The 17,120-nt window shown below is 64.8% G+C and carries 16 protein-coding genes; 9 read left to right on the top strand and 7 right to left on the bottom strand.

Annotated elements, in window-relative coordinates:
* Nucleotides 1-147: 147 nt before the first annotated feature.
* The gene (locus VFA60_08820; GenBank protein ID HZQ91879.1) at nt 148-2,106 is read left to right on the top strand and encodes a TolC family protein; all 1,959 of its coding nucleotides are present in this window, start codon (nt 148-150) and stop codon (nt 2,104-2,106) included.
* 109 nt (nt 2,107-2,215) lie between these two features.
* Nucleotides 2,216-2,986: a glycosyltransferase family 2 protein gene (locus VFA60_08815; protein ID HZQ91878.1), complete on the top strand. Its 771-nt coding sequence runs from the start codon at nt 2,216-2,218 to the stop codon at nt 2,984-2,986.
* Between the two features lie 69 nt (nt 2,987-3,055).
* Here VFA60_08815 and VFA60_08810 read toward each other — a convergent pair whose 3' ends face one another.
* Nucleotides 3,056-3,409 carry a hypothetical protein gene (locus tag VFA60_08810; GenBank protein HZQ91877.1) on the bottom strand — a complete coding sequence of 118 codons (354 nt, stop codon included), beginning with the start codon at nt 3,407-3,409 and terminating at the stop codon, nt 3,056-3,058.
* Between the two features lie 265 nt (nt 3,410-3,674).
* Between VFA60_08810 and VFA60_08805 the strand changes: the two genes are divergently transcribed.
* Nucleotides 3,675-4,973, top strand: a complete 1,299-nt coding sequence (locus tag VFA60_08805) for a di-heme oxidoredictase family protein (GenBank protein ID HZQ91876.1) — start codon at nt 3,675-3,677, stop codon at nt 4,971-4,973.
* Between the two features lie 309 nt (nt 4,974-5,282).
* Here the strand turns inward: VFA60_08805 and VFA60_08800 are convergent, their stop codons facing one another.
* Both VFA60_08800 and VFA60_08795 read right to left on the bottom strand, forming a co-directional pair.
* Nucleotides 5,283-6,641, bottom strand: a complete 1,359-nt coding sequence (locus VFA60_08800) for an amidohydrolase family protein (protein HZQ91875.1) — start codon at nt 6,639-6,641, stop codon at nt 5,283-5,285.
* A gap of 914 nt (nt 6,642-7,555) precedes the next feature.
* Complete coding sequence (locus tag VFA60_08795; GenBank protein ID HZQ91874.1) at nt 7,556-8,542, bottom strand: alpha/beta hydrolase; 987 nt, start codon at nt 8,540-8,542, stop codon at nt 7,556-7,558.
* A 137-nt stretch (nt 8,543-8,679) separates the two neighbouring features.
* Here VFA60_08795 and VFA60_08790 point away from each other — a divergent pair, with 137 nt between their 5' ends.
* A complete protein-coding gene (locus tag VFA60_08790) occupies nt 8,680-10,488 on the top strand; it encodes a methylmalonyl-CoA mutase family protein (protein ID HZQ91873.1) in 1,809 nt (602 codons plus the stop codon).
* 123 nt (nt 10,489-10,611) lie between these two features.
* On the opposite strand, the gene VFA60_08785 is transcribed toward VFA60_08790, so the two are convergent.
* Together VFA60_08785 and VFA60_08780 are read right to left on the bottom strand one after the other, a co-directional pair.
* On the bottom strand, nt 10,612-11,499 hold the full coding sequence (locus tag VFA60_08785) for a hypothetical protein (GenBank protein ID HZQ91872.1): 888 nt from the start codon (nt 11,497-11,499) through the stop codon (nt 10,612-10,614).
* 84 nt (nt 11,500-11,583) lie between these two features.
* Nucleotides 11,584-12,102 carry a VOC family protein gene (locus VFA60_08780; protein HZQ91871.1) on the bottom strand — a complete coding sequence of 173 codons (519 nt, stop codon included), beginning with the start codon at nt 12,100-12,102 and terminating at the stop codon, nt 11,584-11,586.
* 181 nt (nt 12,103-12,283) lie between these two features.
* On the opposite strand from VFA60_08780, the gene map reads away from it, so the two are divergent.
* The 5 genes from map to VFA60_08755 all read left to right on the top strand — a co-directional run bounded on the left by map (nt 12,284) and on the right by VFA60_08755 (nt 16,071).
* Entirely contained in the window at nt 12,284-13,024 is a 741-nt protein-coding gene (map, locus tag VFA60_08775; protein ID HZQ91870.1) for a type I methionyl aminopeptidase, read from the top strand.
* Nucleotides 13,025-13,051: 27 nt separating this feature from the next.
* Entirely contained in the window at nt 13,052-13,648 is a 597-nt protein-coding gene (locus VFA60_08770; GenBank protein HZQ91869.1) for a DNA-3-methyladenine glycosylase, read from the top strand.
* Nucleotides 13,649-13,707: 59 nt separating this feature from the next.
* Nucleotides 13,708-14,127 (top strand): cobalamin B12-binding domain-containing protein, encoded by a 420-nt coding sequence (locus VFA60_08765; protein ID HZQ91868.1) that lies wholly within the window; start codon nt 13,708-13,710, stop codon nt 14,125-14,127.
* Nucleotides 14,128-14,188: 61 nt separating this feature from the next.
* Complete coding sequence (locus VFA60_08760) at nt 14,189-15,427, top strand: hypothetical protein (GenBank protein HZQ91867.1); 1,239 nt, start codon at nt 14,189-14,191, stop codon at nt 15,425-15,427.
* A complete protein-coding gene (locus VFA60_08755) occupies nt 15,424-16,071 on the top strand; it encodes an enoyl-CoA hydratase/isomerase family protein (protein HZQ91866.1) in 648 nt (215 codons plus the stop codon). The genes VFA60_08760 and VFA60_08755 overlap by 4 nt, the downstream gene beginning before the upstream one ends.
* Nucleotides 16,072-16,251: 180 nt before the next feature.
* On the opposite strand, the gene VFA60_08750 is transcribed toward VFA60_08755, so the two are convergent.
* Together VFA60_08750 and VFA60_08745 are read right to left on the bottom strand one after the other, a co-directional pair.
* A complete protein-coding gene (locus VFA60_08750) occupies nt 16,252-16,635 on the bottom strand; it encodes a DinB family protein (protein HZQ91865.1) in 384 nt (127 codons plus the stop codon).
* Between the two features lie 210 nt (nt 16,636-16,845).
* The gene (locus VFA60_08745; protein ID HZQ91864.1) at nt 16,846-17,064 is read right to left on the bottom strand and encodes a hypothetical protein; all 219 of its coding nucleotides are present in this window, start codon (nt 17,062-17,064) and stop codon (nt 16,846-16,848) included.
* Between the last annotated feature and the right edge of the window lie 56 nt (nt 17,065-17,120).

Genomic DNA, 17,120 nt, shown 5'->3' with positions numbered 1-17,120 from the left:
GTCAGCTTCCATACTGCTCAGGGGATGGCCGGGCCGGCGAATTCCGGAAACTTCTGGCCGCGGCTTTCCGTACTGGATCATGTTGACTTTGTTGCGCTAAGTACGTCGTTGTACACATTGCTGTTTTTGCTTCCTGGAGATATGCGAATGCGCGTTTCTGGTCCCTCCTCTTACCTTGCCCGGGTGCTGGTGGCAGTGCTGGTGCTGGGCTTGTTTCCTGATGCGGGCGTGGCGCAAACGGCCACGACCGACTATTCCAAGCCGGCGAACCTGTTCGCCTCCTACAGCGGCCGCGATGTGCCGGAGCCGAACTTTGCCAACTCCACGCGCCTGGAGCAGCTGGTAAAAGACGGCAAGCTCAGACTGTCGCTGAACGACGCCATCGCGATCGCGCTCGAGAACAACCTCGACCTGGTGATCGCGCGTTACAACCTGAACATCGCGGATACGGACGTGCTGCGCGTCAAGTCGGGGCAGTCAGTGCGCGGCGTCAACACCGGCGTTGTGGCGAACACGCCGGGCGGCGGTACGCTCTCGGTGGGCGGCGGCGGCGCGGGCGGCACCTCGACGGGTGGCGGCGGAGCGGGCGCGGGCTCGGGCGGCATCGTGCTCTCGACGGTGGGCGTGGGGCCGCCGATCGATTCGTTCGATCCGCAGCTCACCTCGACGCTGAGCATCCAGCACACCTCGGCGCCGCAGGCCAACACGGTGGTCGCCGGCGTCCCCGCACTGCTGCAGAACACCTCGACCGTCAATTTCGGCTACCAGCAGGGTTGGGCGACGGGCACGCTGTTCAACCTGAACTTCAACAACTCGCGCATCACCAGCAACAGTACGCGCACCTTCCTGGTGCCGCAGCTGAACTCGAACTTCATCATCCAGCTGCGCCAGCACCTGCTGCAGGGACTGAGCTGGACGTCGAACCGGCGGTTCATCCTCCTGGCGCGCAATAACCGGGAAATCACCGACGTCGCGTTCCGCCAGCAGATCATCTTCACCGTGACCCAGATCGAAAACATGTACTGGAACCTGGTGAACGCCTACGAAGACGTGAAGGCGAAGCAGCGCGCGGTGCAGCTCTCGCAGGAGCTGGAGAACAACAACCGCAAACAGGTGGAGATTGGAACGCTGGCGCCCATCGAGGTGATCAACGCCGAGTCGCAGGTGGCCTCGGCGCAGCAGAACCTGATCGTTTCGCAGACGAACCTGGAGCTGCAGCAGGTGCTGATGAGGAACGCGCTGAGCAAGAACCAGAACGATCCGCAGCTGGCCAGCGTGCCGATTGTCCCGACCGACCGCATGGACCTGCCGCAGCAGGAGCCGGTGACGCCCCTCCAGGACATGATCAACGAGGCGCTGCAGCACCGTCCCGAGCTGGCCATCGCGCGCATTGACCTGACCACGCGCGACATCACCAAGAAGGCGGCACGCAATGCCCTGCTGCCCACCATCGACCTGATCGGCAACTACGGCGGCAACGGGCTGGGGGGCGTGTTCAATCCGCTTTCGGGCACGAACCCGGGCATCAGCAACACGGGATGGAGCGATGCGGTGAGCAACATCGGGAGCAATCCGTCGTACCTCGTCGGGCTGAGCGTGACGATCCCCATCCGGAACCGCGCGGCGCAGGCCGACCAGGTGCGCTCCGAGCTGGAGTATCGCCAGGCGCAGGTGCGCTTGCAGCAACTGCAGAACAACATCGCCATTGACGTGCGCAATGCGCAGTACGCGCTCATCCAGAACCGCGCTCGCGTGGACGCCGCCCAGAAGGCGCGCGACTTCGCGCAGCAGAGCCTGGTGGCCGAACAGAAGAAGTTCCAGCTCGGCGCCAGCACCACGTTCAACGTGCTCACCGCGCTCAACAACCTGACCGCGGCGGAGTCGAACCTGGTGACGGCGATGGCGGCATATCAGCAGTCGCGCGTCTCGCTCGACCAGGTGACCGGGCGCACGCTGGAGCGGCTCGGCATTGATCTGGGCGACGCCGAACAAGGCCGCGTGCAGCGCATGCCCGCCGTGCCCGGCGTGGTGCCGCGCACCGAGCCGATTGACGCGCCGACTCCGGCAGCACCGACCGCGCAGCCGCCCAAACCGCCGAGCCACTAGCTCGGCGCGCAGCACCCGGCGCAGTTCGCTTGTCTCCCCGGGACCCGGAAATCGGGTCCCGTTTTTGTTTTCGCTTGAAACTGGAAACTCGAAACTCGAAACTGCCTTCGTGACGCTCTCGGTCGTCATCATCACTTACAACGAAGAGGCGAACCTGCCACGGACGCTGGCCAGCGTGGCGCCCCTGGTGCGCGAGCTGGGCGGCGAGATCATCGTGGTGGATTCGCATTCGACCGACCGGACGCGCGCGATCGCTGAGAGTTTTGGCGCGAAGGTGTTTGAAGAAGACTGGAAGGGATTCGCGGCGCAGAAGAATTCGGCGCTGGCGAAAGCGAGCGGAGATTACGTTCTTTCGCTCGACGCCGACGAAGAAGTAAGCCCCGAACTGACGGCGGAAATCCGCGGCGCCCTCAACCAGAAGCCCCAGGTCGCGTATCGCATCCGGCGCAGGAATCTTTTTATGGGCCGCTGGATTCGGCGCGGCGGATTTTATCCCGATCCCAAGCTTCGCCTGTTCGCGCGCGGCAGCGGAGAGTTTCCCGACCGCCTGGTCCACGAAGATTTCAAGCTTCGCCCGCCTTACAGACCCAGTGGGTGGGAATTGGGCGACCTGATCCACCACGCCTACCCCACGCTCAAGGTTTACCTGGAGCACATGCGGCGCTACGCCGACCTGGGCGCGACGATGATCAGCCACAAACCGCGCTGGTGGCTGTGGCTGAACCGCTGGCTGAATCCGCCGCTCACGTTTTTCTACAATTACGTTGTGCGGCTCGGATTTCTGGATGGGCGCGAAGGATTTCTGCTGCATCGCCATCACGCGCGTTATGTCGGTTGGAAGTACGCCAAGGCGCTGGAGCTGGCGCGCAAGTCCCGATAATCTCGGTCGCCGCCTCGCGCGCTTTTCCTTTGTGTTCCTTCGTGGCCTCTGTGGCGAAGCTTTTTTGATCTACCCCGCCCGCGATCCGTTCGGCACCGGCGCTTCCGGCACGGCGAGCGCGGGTTTGACCCCGTCGGCGAAGCCGATGTCGAACAGCATTCCTTCGGAAACGACGCCTTTGATCTTGCGCGGCGCAAGATTCACCACGAACAGCGCCTGGCGGCCCTCGATCTCGCGCGGGTTGGCGCGCTCCTGCTTCATGCCGGAGACGATGGTGCGCTGGTGGTCGCCGAAGTCCACGCGCAGCTGCACGAGCTTCCCGGCGCCGGGCACGTCGGCGACGGCGACGATCGTTCCCACGCGGATGTCAACCTGGTTCAGCGTTTCGATGGGGATTGTGGGCTTGATGGGGGCGGGGGTCATGGGCTGCATTCTAAGGTGGCGCTGTCCTTCCGGCCATGGCGGTACTAAGCGCGGGTTATGCCGACTTTGCATGTTCCCTAGGTGCTTTGCCCGATGCTTTCGCACATGCGAATTGCGGTTACATGCAAGGACCCTGCGCGCCACCGTTCGTCTCACAAGCAGAGTTGCTGGTCCCATGGCGGCATCCTCTCATCCCTGTCCGCTGACAGGCTGCGCCTTCAGCCGACTCTTCTCGTGACTTCAAGGTTCGGGAAAGGAGTTGGACATGCCACACCGCAAGGCCCTCGCCGTCGCGTTTTCCGTTCTCTCGCTTGGCGCGATTTCCCTGCTGGTCAGCCAGAACGTGACGCAGGTGCAGGCGCCCACCGGATTCACCACTCCCACCGGATGTCCCACGGGCAATCTTCCCGCCGGCGTCGGACCGTGCGAGAGCAGCGGCCTGGCTGAAAGTCCGAACATGACCTTCGCGCAGGCGCAGGAGGTTTTTGAAGAAACCGAGGGCATCCCCGACGGCCTGGGGCCGTTGTTCAACGACACGTCGTGCGCCAGCTGCCATCAGTCGCCGGTGACCGGCGGCGCCAGCCAGGTGAGCGAATTTCGCGCCGGACATCGCGACCTGGCCGGCAACTTCGTGGGCGCCACCGTGCTGCTCGACAACGGCGCCGCCACGCTCGCCAACCGGTCGCTGATCAACGACCGTGCCATCTGTCCGCAGGCGCAAGGCAGGATCACGCTGCGGGAAACGCTCACCACGTTCCGCATGTCGCTGCCGGTCCTGGGCGACGGCTTTGTGGAGGCGATTGACGACTCGACGCTGGCCGCCATCGCCGCCCAGCAGCGCGCCGCGACCGGAGGGCGCATTGCCGGGCAGCTCATCCGCGTGCCGGTGCTTGAAGCCGGCAACGCGCTGCGCGCGGGACGCTTCGGCTGGAAGAACCAGCATGCCTCATTGCTATCCTTCGCCGCGGATGCTTATCTGAATGAAATGGGCGTGACCACGCGCCTGGCTCCTGTGGACACCACCACTGTCTGCAAGACGACCTCCGATCCTGAGTCGGTGGAGGACGCGACCGGCGTGGGCGACCTGGATCGCTTCGCCTTCTTCATGCGCGCGACGAAGGCCCCGCCGCGCGACGCCGTGGCCGCGGCCACGCCCGACGCCCAGGCCGGCGAGCGACTGTTCGCCAACATCGGCTGCGCCATGTGCCACGTGGCCAGCATCACAACCGCGCCCGCCGGCACGGTCGTGAACGGTGGAAAGTTCACCATTCCCGCCGCGCTCGGCGGCAAGACGATCCATCCCTACAGCGACTTCCTGCTGCACAACGTCGGCACCGGCGACGGCATTGTGCAGAACGGCCCGCCGGAAACGGCGAACAAGTTCCGCACGCCGCCGCTGTGGGGCCTGCGTACGCGCATCCGCCTGATGCACGACGGAGAATCGCTCACCCGCCACGACGCCATCGTGCGCCACGCCGGCGAAGCCACCGGCGTGATCAACAATTACCGCGGGTTGAGCGTCGCGCAGAAAAACGCGCTGATCGCGTTTTTGAACTCGCTGTAGTCGGAAAAACGCTTACCGCGGACATCGCGGATGAACACGGACCAACACTGAAGAACAACCGGGCCCGGCCGCCCTCGGCCGGGCCCTTTTCCGCGTGACACGCAGCCGTCGTCTCGGCCGCGAGCATCTGGTCCGGCCGGGCGCGGGAGGCGGCGCCGGGCGGAAATCGCAGGTGCTTCGGCCGCAAACTGCGCGGCCTCAGCATGACCCAGCAATGAGTGCGCGACCCAAACTCTGGGCCAGCCGGGCTGAGGCCCTATGAGCGGCGCGCTTTGTTCACCGCGCTAAAGTCCGGTGCTCCCACCGTGGCTACTTCGCCGCTTCGTTCTTGTAGACCACGCCGCCCTTCATCACGAACACCACGCGGCGGACCGCCGTGATGTCCTTCACCGGATCGCCGGCGACGGCGATGATATCGGCCTCCATGCCGGGCGCGATGGTGCCGATCTCGTTGCCGAGCCCCATGGCTTCGGCGGCGAGCGAGTTGGCCGAGACCAGCGCCTGCACCGGCGGCACGCCGCAGTCGTGCACACGGTCCACCAGCTCTTCGGCGTTGCGGCCGTGCGCGCCGGCGACGGCGTCGGTGCCAAACACGACTTTGAGTCCGGGCGTGGCCAGCGCGCGATGAAACAGGTCGTGCAGCTGCGGCGGCAGCTTCTCCATCGCCGTGAAGCCCTCTTCGGTGTAGCCCTGCGTGCCCAGGTAGCGCTGCTTGTTGGCGAGATAGTTTTCCAGCACCAGGCCGCACTGCGGATCAAGCACCGTGCCGCGCTCGGCCATGAGCTTCAGGTCGTCGTCGGTGGCCATGATGCCGTGCTCGATCTGGGTGCATCCGGCGAGCGTGGCCGCGCGCACCGCGCCTTTGTAGGCGTGCACCAGCGTGCGCAGGCCGAGCTTCTTGGCTTCGTCGCAGGCGGCGGCAAGCTGCTCCTGCGAGAGCGTCATGCCGCCGCCCTGGCGGATGCTCTGCGAGGCGAAGATCTTGATCACGTCGGCGCCCGCGTCTTTTTGTTTGCGAATGAACGCCCGGATTTCATCGGGCGTGCCCGTCTGCTCGCCGCGTCCCACCAGCGGCTCGGCCGCGGTCAGGATGCGCGGGCCGGGCAGCGTGCCGCGCGCGATGGCGTCGCGCAGCGGGATGTCGGTGGGCGAGCCGATGCTCTGCACCGTGGTGAAGCCAGCCATCAGCGTGCGCCAGGCGTTTTCCGCCGAGCGATACGCCGCCTCGGGCGTGGTCTGGCCCGCGCCGGCATTCTTGCCGTCGGCGCCGAAGCTCCACGTGATGTGCACGTGCGCGTCAATCCAGCCGGGGAGGACCGTCACGGTGGGCCACTTGAACTGCGCCTTGGCTTGAGTGGGGGAAGCGTTCGCGTTGCCGCGGTCTTTCGTGTTGCCGTCGCCATTCCCTCGCGACTGAGTGCGCAGGTCGCCGAACACGGCGGAGCGGAGGTCGTAGTCAATGGGCGCAGCCTTGGGATCGAGCGCGACGATCTTCGAGCCCTCGACGACGATGCGCGTGTCGCGCAGCACGCGTCCTTTGCCGTCGAGGACGTTGGAGGCGGCGATGACGATGCGCTTGGGCGGCGCTTGCTGGGCAAGCGCGGCGGCCGCGAAGGCGAAGAGGCAAAGGACGCTGACGCGCAAGAAAAAGAGGCGTAGTGCACGCATGATGGCTGTCTCCTTCGTTAGCGAGGACAGGGCATTATGCCTGAGGTACGGGGTTGAGCGCGCGGACGCGCTAGAGACGCTCGAGTGATTCCATCCCAGCGGCCGCTATAGAAATTAGGTCCGCCTAACAGAGGCCTAACAACTGGCCGAGCGATCACTTTTTGATGATAAGGTTCCAAGATCTTTAATGCTTTGCCTTCGGTCATTTGTAAGGACAGCATATCTTTACTCTGAATCCGCGACTGACATTACGCATCTCTACGCTTGCTCTTCCACAGCTTTCCGCAGTAGCGTCGAGGCACAACACGGATTGAACACTATAGCTACAAGACATAGTCCTTTGTTCTGAATACTTTGCCTCTAACTCCTGCAAACTCAAAGATCTGCGGACCAATTTCCGCTAAGTTGTTGTGCCCCAAAGACCGGCGTGGGAGGGGTGGGGAGGGGTGGCGCGCGCGCCGTGCCAAGGTTTGAGTCCGCGAGCCGATGACAAGGCGCTTTGAAGGGGCGCGGCTTCCAGCCGCGCCGATCGGAAACGGACGGAATGGCGGCTTCAGCCGCTGAGGTTGTGCGGCAGCACCTCAGGGGCTGAAGCCCCATCGGAGTTGGAGTGGTGAATGGCGCGGCTGCAAGCCGCGCCCCTTCAAAAGCGATGGCTTGGCTCGCTCTTGGGGCGCGACTGGAAGTCGCGCCCTTACGAAAGAAGTCGCCGAGCTGTGCTCGGCCTGCCCGGACGGAACGTCCGGGCCTACGCGAGACAGAACCCGGCCGGGGGTTGGCCGGGCTCCATCGTTCCGTGGTGATGTGCCGGCGGGCGGGGCGCCCGCCGCTACATCGTGAAGTTCATCGTTTCTGAGAATCCGCGTTCATCCGCGTTCATCCGCGGCAGGCCTTGAAGTCGTTGCCGGCGCGACCTACGGCCTCCCCGCCTCCAGCAGCTTCTGCGCGGCGAGGAAGTCGAAGATGGCGGTGTAGGCCGTGATGTCCTGGTCGACGGTGAAGCCGCCGTGTCCGCCGCCGGGGATGGTGACCAGCTTGTTGGGAACGCCGGCCTTGGTGAGCGCCTGGTGCAGGCGGACGGACTGGGCGTAGGGCACGAGGGTGTCGTTGTCGCCGTGGATGGTGATGATGGGCGCGGTGCCGGCGCGGACGTACGACATGGGCGAGACGCGCTTGGCGGTGATGGCGCGCGCGACCGGGTCGCCGCCGGCGCTGCCCAGCCATTCGACGGCGTAGCCGCGCGTTTCGTCGCCGGCGAGCATGGCGGGAACGTCGGCGATGCCGAACCAGTTCACGATGGCGGCGACCTTCGGCTCGGGCTCGGGCTGGGGGCCGGCCCAGGTGTCAAACTTGTTGCCGGCACACTCGTAATCGAGGCCGTCGGCGGCGCGCAGCATGCCGGTGGTGAGCGCCAGGTGTCCGCCGGCCGAGCCGCCGGTGACGACGATGCGGGAGGGATCGAAGCCGTAGTTTTTGGCGTTGCGCGCCACCCAGCGCAGGGCGCAGCGCGAGTCTTCGACGGCGGCGGGCGCGGGAGCGACGCGGCCCAGGCGGTACTCGACGTTGACGGCGGCCCATCCACGCTCGAGCCACGGCATGAGCGTCATGATGGAGCCTTCTTTCGTGCCGGCGATCCATCCGCCGCCGTGGATCTCGACGACCACCGGATACGGACCGCCGGGCCCGGCTTGTCCCGGAGCGAGGCGCGGGCGATAGACGTCGAGCTTGAGGTCGACGTTGCTCTGCGTGCTGTAGGTGACGTTGGCGTTGACGCGCACTCCGCTGAGCCAGACGGCGGCGCGCTGGGATTCGGTGAGCGATTGAGCGCCAGCGAATGAGGAATGAGGCCCGTAGGCGAGCGAGGCGAGGACGACGCCGGCGACCAGTTTGAGCTTTGGCATGGCGCGCGAGAGTAATGGGGAGGCGGAGGAGAGTCAAGGCGCGAAGTGGCATTGAAAGGGCGCGGCTTCCGGCCGCGCCGATTGGAGTTCTGCTTCGTTGCTCCGCCGCCGGGCATCTCTTATCATGAGACAGCCCCATGTCAGACCAGAAGAAGCCGCGCAACGAAGCCGCGCAAGTCAGCGAGTCGCCGATCCAGGACGTGTTTGAAGGGCGGCATCCCGCCGAGTCGGAGAAGAGGTGGGCTGAGCAGACGCTCGGGCCGGCGCTGGAAAAGGCTCCGGAGCGTCCCATCGGCGCGGCGACGGGGGTGAACCGCGACGAGCACGGGCACGCGCGCTTCACCACCATTTCCGGCGAACCGGTGCGGCGGCTGTACACGCAGGCCGACCTGCCCGCGGACTGGTCGTACGAGAAGTATCTCGGCTATCCGGGGCAGCCGCCGTACACGCGCGGCATTCACGCCTCGGGGTATCGCGGCAGGCTGTGGACGATGCGGCAGTTCGCCGGGTTCGCGTCGCCGGAGGAAACCAACCTGCGCTATCTCGACCTGCTGGCGCACGGCGCCGGCGGGCTCTCGGTGGCGTTCGACCTGCCCACGCTGATGGGCTACGACTCGGACCACGCGGCCAGCGAGGGCGAGGTCGGCAAGTGCGGCGTGGCGATTGATTCGCTGGAGGACATGGAGATTCTTTTCCGCGGCATCGAGCTGGAGAAGATCACCACCTCGATGACCATCAATTCGCCGGCGTCGGTGCTGTGGGCGATGTACCTGGCGGTGGCGGAAGAACAGGGCGCGGACTGGAAGAAGATTTCCGGCACCGTCCAGAACGATATTCTTAAAGAATACATCGCGCAGAAGGAGTATATCTATCCGCCGGCGCCCTCGATGCGGCTGGTGGTGGACACGTTCGAGTTCGGGTCGTTGTACACGCCGCGCTTCAACACGATATCCATCAGCGGCTACCACATCCGCGAGGCGGGCTCGACGGCGCTGCAGGAGCTGGCGTTCACGCTCTACGACGGCGTGGAATACGTCGAATGGGCGCGGCGGCGCGGGCTCGACGTGGATGAGTTCGGTCCGCGGCTGAGCTTCTTTTTCAACGCGCACAACGACTTCTTCGAAGAGATCGCCAAGTACCGCGCGGCGCGCAAGATCTGGTACGAGACGATGCGCGACCGCTTCGGCGCGAAAAACGCGCGCACGCGCCTGCTGCGCTTCCACACGCAGACGGCGGGCGTCTCGCTGACGGCGCAGCAGCCGATGAACAACATTGCCCGCGTGGCCATCCAGGCGCTGGCGGCGGTGCTGGGCGGAACGCAGTCGCTGCACACCGATTCTTACGACGAAGCGCTGGCGCTGCCGACGGCGGAAGCCGCGCGCATCGCCCTGCGCACGCAGCAGATCATTGCGTACGAATCCGGCGTGGCGAACACGGTGGACCCGCTCGGCGGGTCGTATTTCCTGGAGAACCTCACGTTGAAGATGGAGCAGGGCGCGTTCGATTATTTCAGCAAGCTGGACGCGATGGGCGGCATGGTGCGGGCGATCGAGCTGGGATATCCGCAGAAGGAGATCGCCGAGGCGAGCTATCAGTTCCAGCGCGCGGTGGAGGCGAAAGAGAAGATCATTGTCGGCGCGAACGAGTTCGAGGTCGAGGAAGAGGCGCCCGAGACGCTCTACATTGACGAGTCGGTGGCCGAGGCGCAATCCAAGAAGTTAAAAGCCCTGCGCGCGCGGCGGTCGAATGACGAAGTCCGGCGGCGGCTGGACGCGCTGAAGAAAGCGGCGTCGCAGGAGCCGGTGATCACGCGGCCGGGCCAGATTTCCAGCGCGAACACGATGCCCTACATCGTGGATGCGGTCCGCGCCTACGCCACGGTGGGCGAAGTGTGCGAGGCGCTGCGCGACGTCTTCGGGACCTACGAGGAGAGCAGCATTACGTAGGAGCGTTTCCCGTTGTTCGTTTCCCGCAAAAGCAAGAACCTCACCCCAGAGAACACAGAGGCGGCGGAAAACCAAAGCTCTGGTTTTCCCTGTGTTCCTCTGTGTCCTTTCCGGTGAAAGCTCTTATTGCGACGGCGTTGTCGAGGCCGCGGCGCGGATCATAAACGGCACGACGCGATCGATCTCCATACCGTCTTTGGAGACGCGGCTGGAGAGCTGGCCGGACCTGGGATCGCGCGTCCAGCCCTGCATGGCGGAAGCCTTCATCACCGGCGGAAACTCGTACTTGTTGGCGGTGACGTTCCACGAGGCCGGACCCAGGATCTCGATCTCCTCGTCGTTGTTCTTGATTGCGTCCTTGATGCGGGTGGAGACGATGCGTAGCTCGTTCCTGCCGGGCTTGATCAGGTCGGTGACGACCATGTTGCGCTCTTGCAGCGTGATGCTGTTGAGCGCGGCGCCGTTCAGCCAGACGGTGGCGATAACGGGCGAATTCCACGAGTTGTAGTTTGGTTTGCCGACGAGAATGTAGTCGCCAGCCTTGATCTTGGGCATTTCACGGTCAAGCCCGGCATAGTAGAGCTTGTAGGCGAGGGTGACTTGCTTTACGTCGGGCCCGAGCGGGTGCGACCACTCGCCGTCCTTGAAGTTCCAGTCGGTGCCGTTGCGGAATTCCCAAAGCACGGGCTGCATGACCTTTTCGGTGCGGCTTCCCTTCTGCACGTCCTGCATCGGACCGATGCGGAAGATGAGCTCGTTGTGCTTGTTGGAGGGCTGCGGCGTGGTCTTCATAACGATGGTGTTCCAGCCCGGCTTGAGGTTGATGGGCACGGCCTTAGTGGCGGTGAAGATGTCTACCAGTTCGCCGTTGAGGGTGAACTCGGTGTGCAGGCCGTTTTCCCAGGAGTCGTAATTCTGATCGGCCCAGACGTGCATTTGTCCCTGGGCCACAGCGATGACCGGAAGTACGAGGAGGCCGGCGAGCAGGCCGAAACGACGCGTGCGCGGCATAACAGTTCCTCCTGACGGGCAGGAAGTATGGGCAGGAAGGAGGCGCCAGTCAAGGGACACCAGGAAACGTGGCGAGCTACGTCTCTACCGGGGTTTGCCGGCTGCTTCTTTGCCGGCGCGCATCACGGTCTTCTTCATGCGGTTGGCGCCCGCCCAGTAGAGCGAGATCTCGTGATTGTCGGGATCGTCGAGGTAGGCGTGCTTCCAGCCCCAGGGCATCATTTTAGGGAGCTGGGTGAAGTAAACGCCTTTGGCCTTGAGTTTGGCGCAGACATCGTCGAGCGCTTCGACTTCGAAGTAGAGGCGGACGCCTTCGCTGGCGTTGGGCGCGCCGGGCGACAGCTGGTGGATGGCGATGGTGCCGTTGCCGGCCTTGGCGCGCAAGCGGGCGTAGACGGGCTGTCCCTCGTAGCGGAATTCGTCGATCAGCTTGAAGCCGAGCAGGCCCGAGTAGAAGGCGGTGGAGCGGGCCACGTCTTTGGCGTAGATCATGGCGTGGTTGAAGTCGAGTGCGGCGGACTTCGCTTTTGCGGCGGGCGCTTTGGCCTTGGCGGCCGGCCTGGCGGATTTCGGGGGTTTTTTCGGTCTCTTAGTTTTGGGCATGGCGTCCGGTTCGCGCCTCGAATCGCCCTTCGCGTCGCTCAGGGCCCTCTCGGCAACATCTCCAATGGGGCATCTCTACGGCACAACTGAAGCGGCGCCGCTGCACAATCGAGTCAATCGGAGAAAACTCCACCCTGGCCGCGTTCACTTGAATTGGCGGGAATTGTAAACTAAAGGTGAGATGTCGATTGAATCGCAACACGATTTGGATGGGCTGAAGGCGATTGGCGCGATCGTGGCTGAGGTTTTGGCGGCGCTGCCGGCGGCGGTGAGGCCGGGGATCAGCACGGGCGAGCTGGACGCGCTGGCGGGGCACGAGTTCGACCGGCTTGGGGCTCAGTCGTCGCCGCGCACGGTGTACGGGTTTCCGGGCGAAGTGTGCATCAGCGTGAACGACGAGGTGGTGCACGGCGTGCCTGGGCAGCGTCGGCTGGACGAAGGCGACCTGGTGAAGCTGGACGTGACCGCGCAGAAAAACGGCTACGTGGCGGATGCGGCGATCACCGTTGCGGTCGGCGATGCGAGTGCGCGGTCGCGGGCGCTGGCGGCGTGCGCGGAGCGCGCGTTCCGCAAGGGGATGGAAGCGGCGCGCGTGGGCAAGCGCGTGTGCGACATCGGCGCGGCGGTGGAGGAGGAAGTCAACCGCTCGGGGTTTACCGTGCTGCGCGAGCTGACCGGTCACGGCGTGGGAAGGACGATCCATGAGCCGCCGAGCGGGCCCAACTACTTTGATCCGAACGCGAGGCAGCCGCTGACCGAGGGCCTAGTGATCACGGTGGAGCCGATCATCCGCTGGGGACGAAACACGATCCAGACCGGGAGCGACGGCTGGACCGTCCGCACGGTGGACGGCGCGCGGGCGGCGCACTATGAGCACACGCTGGTGATCACGAAAAGTGAACCCATCCTGCTGACGGCCTAATCGCTACCCCTGAACTCTCATCCACAAATGCGACACGCTGTGCGACATCTGAAGAAGGCGGACCCGGTGCTGGCGCGGATCATCGAACGCGTTGGCCCGTTCCGCATGACGTACCGCGAGCCGACGTTCACGTCGATGCTGCGCTCGATCGCCTTCCAGCAACTGAACGGCAAGGCGGCGAGCACGATTTTCCAGCGACTGGTGGACAAGGCCGGTCCGGAGCTGACGCCGGAGTCGGTGCTGAAGCTGACGGACGCGGAGATGCGCGCGATCGGATTTTCGCGGCAGAAGACGAGCTATCTGCGCGACCTGGCGGAAAAGACGAAGTCGGGCGAGATTGATTTTTCCAGGCTGCCGGAGATGAGCGACGCGGAGGTGATCGAGCACCTGACGCGGGTGAAGGGGATCGGCGAGTGGTCAGCGCAGATGTTCCTGATGTTCGCGCTGCGCAGGCCCAACGTGATGCCGACGGTGGACTTCGGCGTGAACGCGGCGATCCGCAAGCATTGGGGCAAGCGCAGGATGCCGCAGCCGAAACAGGTGCTGAAGATCTCCGCGAGCTGGCATCCGTATTGCTCGGTGGCGTGCTGGTATTTATGGAGGAGCCAGGACACGAAAACCTAGTTTCGCGTTGCCGGTTGCCAGTCAGGATGGCCTGCCGGTTCGTGGTTAAATAGAGGTACATGGCTGAAGGACGCAAGATACGTGTGCTCGTGGCCAAGCCCGGGCTGGACGGGCATGACCGCGGGGCGAAGGTGATCGCGCGCGCGCTGCGCGATGCCGGCATGGAGGTCATCTATACCGGTCTGCGGCAGACGCCGGAGATGATTGCCGGGGCGGCGCTGCAGGAAGACGTGGACGTGATCGGCCTTTCGATCCTTTCCGGCGCGCACAACGCCATCGTGCCGCGCGTGGCCGAGCTGCTGAAGCAGAACAAGATGGATGACGTGCTGCTGGTGGTGGGCGGCATCATTCCCGACGTGGATTTTGCGCGGCTGAAGCAGGCGGGGGTGGCGGCGATCTTCGTGCCGGGTACGCCGATGGACGACATCATCAGGTTCATACGCGAAAACGTGAAGCCGAGAGGGGTGCCGGTGGGGTGAGGCCGTCAACCGGCGCGAGGGAGACGTAGCAGGCTACGTCTCTACAAGAAACAGTTTCCAAATGTCCAATCTGGCGTACAAGACGCGCATGTTGCTGGCGCTGGCGGCGATGTGCGTCTGGATCGCTCCGGCTGCGTACGCGGAGGTGACGCGGGCGCCGCGCGAGTTCGCGTTTGCGGCGGAGGAGTGGCTGCGCGAACCGGACCGCACCGAGATTCCCTGGCACATCCAGATCATGCCGCCGCGGCTCACCTTCATGGAGCGGCAGCTGGTGGAAGTGCGCGCCGAAATGCGCGCCAGCGATCTGCAAAAGAAGTCAGTGAAGCGCAACCTGCAGGTGCTGGCCAAGGTGGCCGATGAAGACGGAGGGTGGTTCGAAGACGAGAGCTACGGCGAGATGGCCCTCGACAAGCCGGTAAGCAAGAAGGATTCGCTGGAGTTCGTGGTGGGAGTTTTCCTGCGCCCGGGAAAATACCAGGTCGCGCTCGTGCTCTACGACAGCGAGCTGAAGCAGCGCAACGTTGGGCGGAAGTGGATCGAGGTGGCGCCGCTGAAGAACGATCCGCTGCCGCAACTGGAGTCGGGTCTGCCGGCGGTGGAATTCGTGGACCAGGTGGGGCAGAGCTGGCAGTTTCCGGCGGCGCGGCTGACGCTGCCGGTGAAGGCGCGGCATCCGGTGCAGGTGGACGTGCTGGTGAACTTCAGCCCGTCGGCCATCTACAGCGGGCGGACGCGGACGCTGCGTCGCAACGTCTCGGCGTTTCTTCAGATCACGCACGTGCTTTCGCAGCTGGACGTGGATCCGGGCTGCGTGCGACTGAACGGCATCGACGTGCTCGGGTTGAAGGTGCTGTTCGAGGACGTGGACCCGGAGAGGGCTGACTGGGACAAGATCGTGCAGGCGGCGCTGCAGGTGAGCGCGCCGGTGGTGGACGTGAGCACGCTGCAGGGGCGCAAACAGACGGCGGCGTTCTTCAGCAATTTCATGCAGCGCACCGTGCGGGAGGCGCGTCCGGCGTGCCGCGGGCCGCGCGGCGAGCGGCCGGAGCGCGCCTACATCGTGGCGGGCAGCGGCATGCTGTTTCCAACGGGCACGCATGTGGAGCCGATGCCGCAGATGGCGTGCGAGTGCCGCGTCTATTACCTGCGCGGGCACCTGGAGTACGGCGCGATATGGGACGAGATGGAGCGCGTGCTCAAGCCGCTGCGCCCGCGGCGATTGGATGTGGAGGGCGCCGAGCAGTTCCGCTCCGCGCTGGCGTCGATTGTGGCCGACCTGGAAGGCCCGCCGCCGCGATGAGCAGGGACCGCTTACCGCGGATAAACGCGGATGACACGGATTCAAAGCCTCCCGCCGTCATCGAGGACCGAGCCGGGGCGTGGCTGCTGCGGTTGACGTCTGCTGATGGGATGAATCGGCTGACGCGGGCTTCGCTTTCCATCCTGGCGCGGTGGGTTGAAGAACTGGCCGCGGAACGCAGTCCCCGGCCGCTCATCGTGACCGGCAATCAGAAATTCTTCTCGGCCGGGGCCGATCTGAACGAAATCTCAAGGTTGAGTGGCGCCGGTGCGTTCGACTTCGCGCGCAACGGACAGCGACTGATGCAGCTGGTGGCGGACTTCCCTGCCCCAGTGATCGCGGCAGTCCAGGGGCATTGTTTCGGCGGCGGGCTGGACCTGGCGCTGGCGTGTCATAGGCGGCTGGCGGCGCCGAATGCTGTGTTTGGGCATCGTGGCGCGTCGCTGGGACTGATTACCGGTTGGGGCGGGACGCAGCGACTGCCGCGGCGGATCGGCAAGGGCCGGGCGTTGCAGATGTTCTGCGCGGCGGAGAAGCTGACGGCCAAGGAAGCGCTCGAGTGCGGACTGGTGGAGCGAGTGGTGGATGATCCGGTGGAGGCGGCAGTGACCAGTACACAGCACTCCGTACCAGGTACCGAGTGAAGGAGGCGGCTTCGGCGCGGCTTCACTCTGAGAGCGAGCCGTTCGCGGGGAGGTCGCCCACGTCCACACGGGCCAGTGGCAGGTGACCTCGACCAGCGGAAATGCTGCCAGCGGTGCTGGGGACCTTCGGCCGCAAACAGCTCGTGATTTCAGGGCGACCCGGGGAAGGGTTTTTGTAAATTACGAGGCGCGGATGCTGAGGCCGCCGGGCCTTTCTTTGGCGGCAGACTTGGTGAACATCATGTTGTAGATGTGATGGGCTTCGTGGACGAGGAAGAACTCAACCCACTTGCGCAGCGTCATCTCGCCGAGCGCCGGGTGGGCGCCGGTGCGGGCCCAGTCCGACGATGAACAGCCGTCGAGCTCCCTGATCAGCTTGGTGCGAAGATTGCGAAAACGCTCGAGTGCATCGTCGGGGCTCAATCGCATCCAGGCGGGCCACTGCGGATCGTCTTCGGCGCGGTAACGCTCCATCTTCGGCGGCGAAGGCCCGTGGAGAATCTGGTCGAGGCGCTCGAGAAAAACTTCGTGGTAGCGGCCGAGGTGGCAGATCTGCTGGTGCAGCGATCACTTGCCGGAGAGCGGTTGCGCCGTCTTGTCCGCATCGGTCATACCGGCGATCAAGGCAAGAATAGCGTCGGATTGTCCCAGGAGGCGTGCGCGCAGGACGCTTTCAATCGGCATGTTGGATCCGCTGGGCCACGCGGGCGTGGGGCAGTGCATTCAGTGTAGCACCTAAGTGTTGGGCCGGGCAGCTACACTGCGCCCACCCGCTCAGGCCGCGCGTGCTCCTTTGATATAGCGCTCGCGGCAGCGTTCCGAACAGAGATGAATTGCGCCCAGATCGAGGATGCGGCGATCGTCCCAGCGATCAAGGAAGCGAATGGCGCGCTGGACCGAGGTGGGCGTTTCCGCCTGAAGGTCGTAACCGAGGACCCATTCTTCTCCGCTGGTGCGCTTGGCTCTGCAGACATCGCAGGTCACAGTGACCATGGCATGCCACCTCCCGAATAAGCTCAGATGCGCCCGCGAACAGGCGCGTCTACCTG

The organism is Terriglobales bacterium (assembly GCA_035651995.1).
Lineage (GTDB): Bacteria > Acidobacteriota > Terriglobia > Terriglobales > Acidobacteriaceae > DASRER01.
Note: the sequence above shows the minus strand (reverse complement) of the source record. Positions and strands in the feature narration are given on the sequence as shown.

Bases quoted from the DNA above. Each gene is read 5' to 3' on its own strand.
- VFA60_08745 (HZQ91864.1), bottom strand. From the start codon at position 17,064: ATGGTCACTGTGACCTGCGATGTCTGCAGAGCCAAGCGCACCAGCGGA.
- VFA60_08765 (HZQ91868.1), top strand. From the start codon at position 13,708: ATGGCTGAAGGACGCAAGATACGTGTGCTCGTGGCCAAGCCCGGGCTG.
- VFA60_08770 (HZQ91869.1), top strand. From the start codon at position 13,052: ATGCGACACGCTGTGCGACATCTGAAGAAGGCGGACCCGGTGCTGGCG.
- VFA60_08785 (HZQ91872.1), bottom strand. From the start codon at position 11,499: ATGCCGCGCACGCGTCGTTTCGGCCTGCTCGCCGGCCTCCTCGTACTT.
- VFA60_08805 (HZQ91876.1), top strand. From the start codon at position 3,675: ATGCCACACCGCAAGGCCCTCGCCGTCGCGTTTTCCGTTCTCTCGCTT.
- map (HZQ91870.1), top strand. From the start codon at position 12,284: ATGTCGATTGAATCGCAACACGATTTGGATGGGCTGAAGGCGATTGGC.
- VFA60_08810 (HZQ91877.1), bottom strand. From the start codon at position 3,409: ATGACCCCCGCCCCCATCAAGCCCACAATCCCCATCGAAACGCTGAAC.
- VFA60_08760 (HZQ91867.1), top strand. From the start codon at position 14,189: ATGTCCAATCTGGCGTACAAGACGCGCATGTTGCTGGCGCTGGCGGCG.
- VFA60_08820 (HZQ91879.1), top strand. From the start codon at position 148: ATGCGCGTTTCTGGTCCCTCCTCTTACCTTGCCCGGGTGCTGGTGGCA.
- VFA60_08755 (HZQ91866.1), top strand. From the start codon at position 15,424: ATGAGCAGGGACCGCTTACCGCGGATAAACGCGGATGACACGGATTCA.
- VFA60_08790 (HZQ91873.1), top strand. From the start codon at position 8,680: ATGTCAGACCAGAAGAAGCCGCGCAACGAAGCCGCGCAAGTCAGCGAG.
- VFA60_08780 (HZQ91871.1), bottom strand. From the start codon at position 12,102: ATGCCCAAAACTAAGAGACCGAAAAAACCCCCGAAATCCGCCAGGCCG.
- VFA60_08800 (HZQ91875.1), bottom strand. From the start codon at position 6,641: ATGCGTGCACTACGCCTCTTTTTCTTGCGCGTCAGCGTCCTTTGCCTC.
- VFA60_08795 (HZQ91874.1), bottom strand. From the start codon at position 8,542: ATGCCAAAGCTCAAACTGGTCGCCGGCGTCGTCCTCGCCTCGCTCGCC.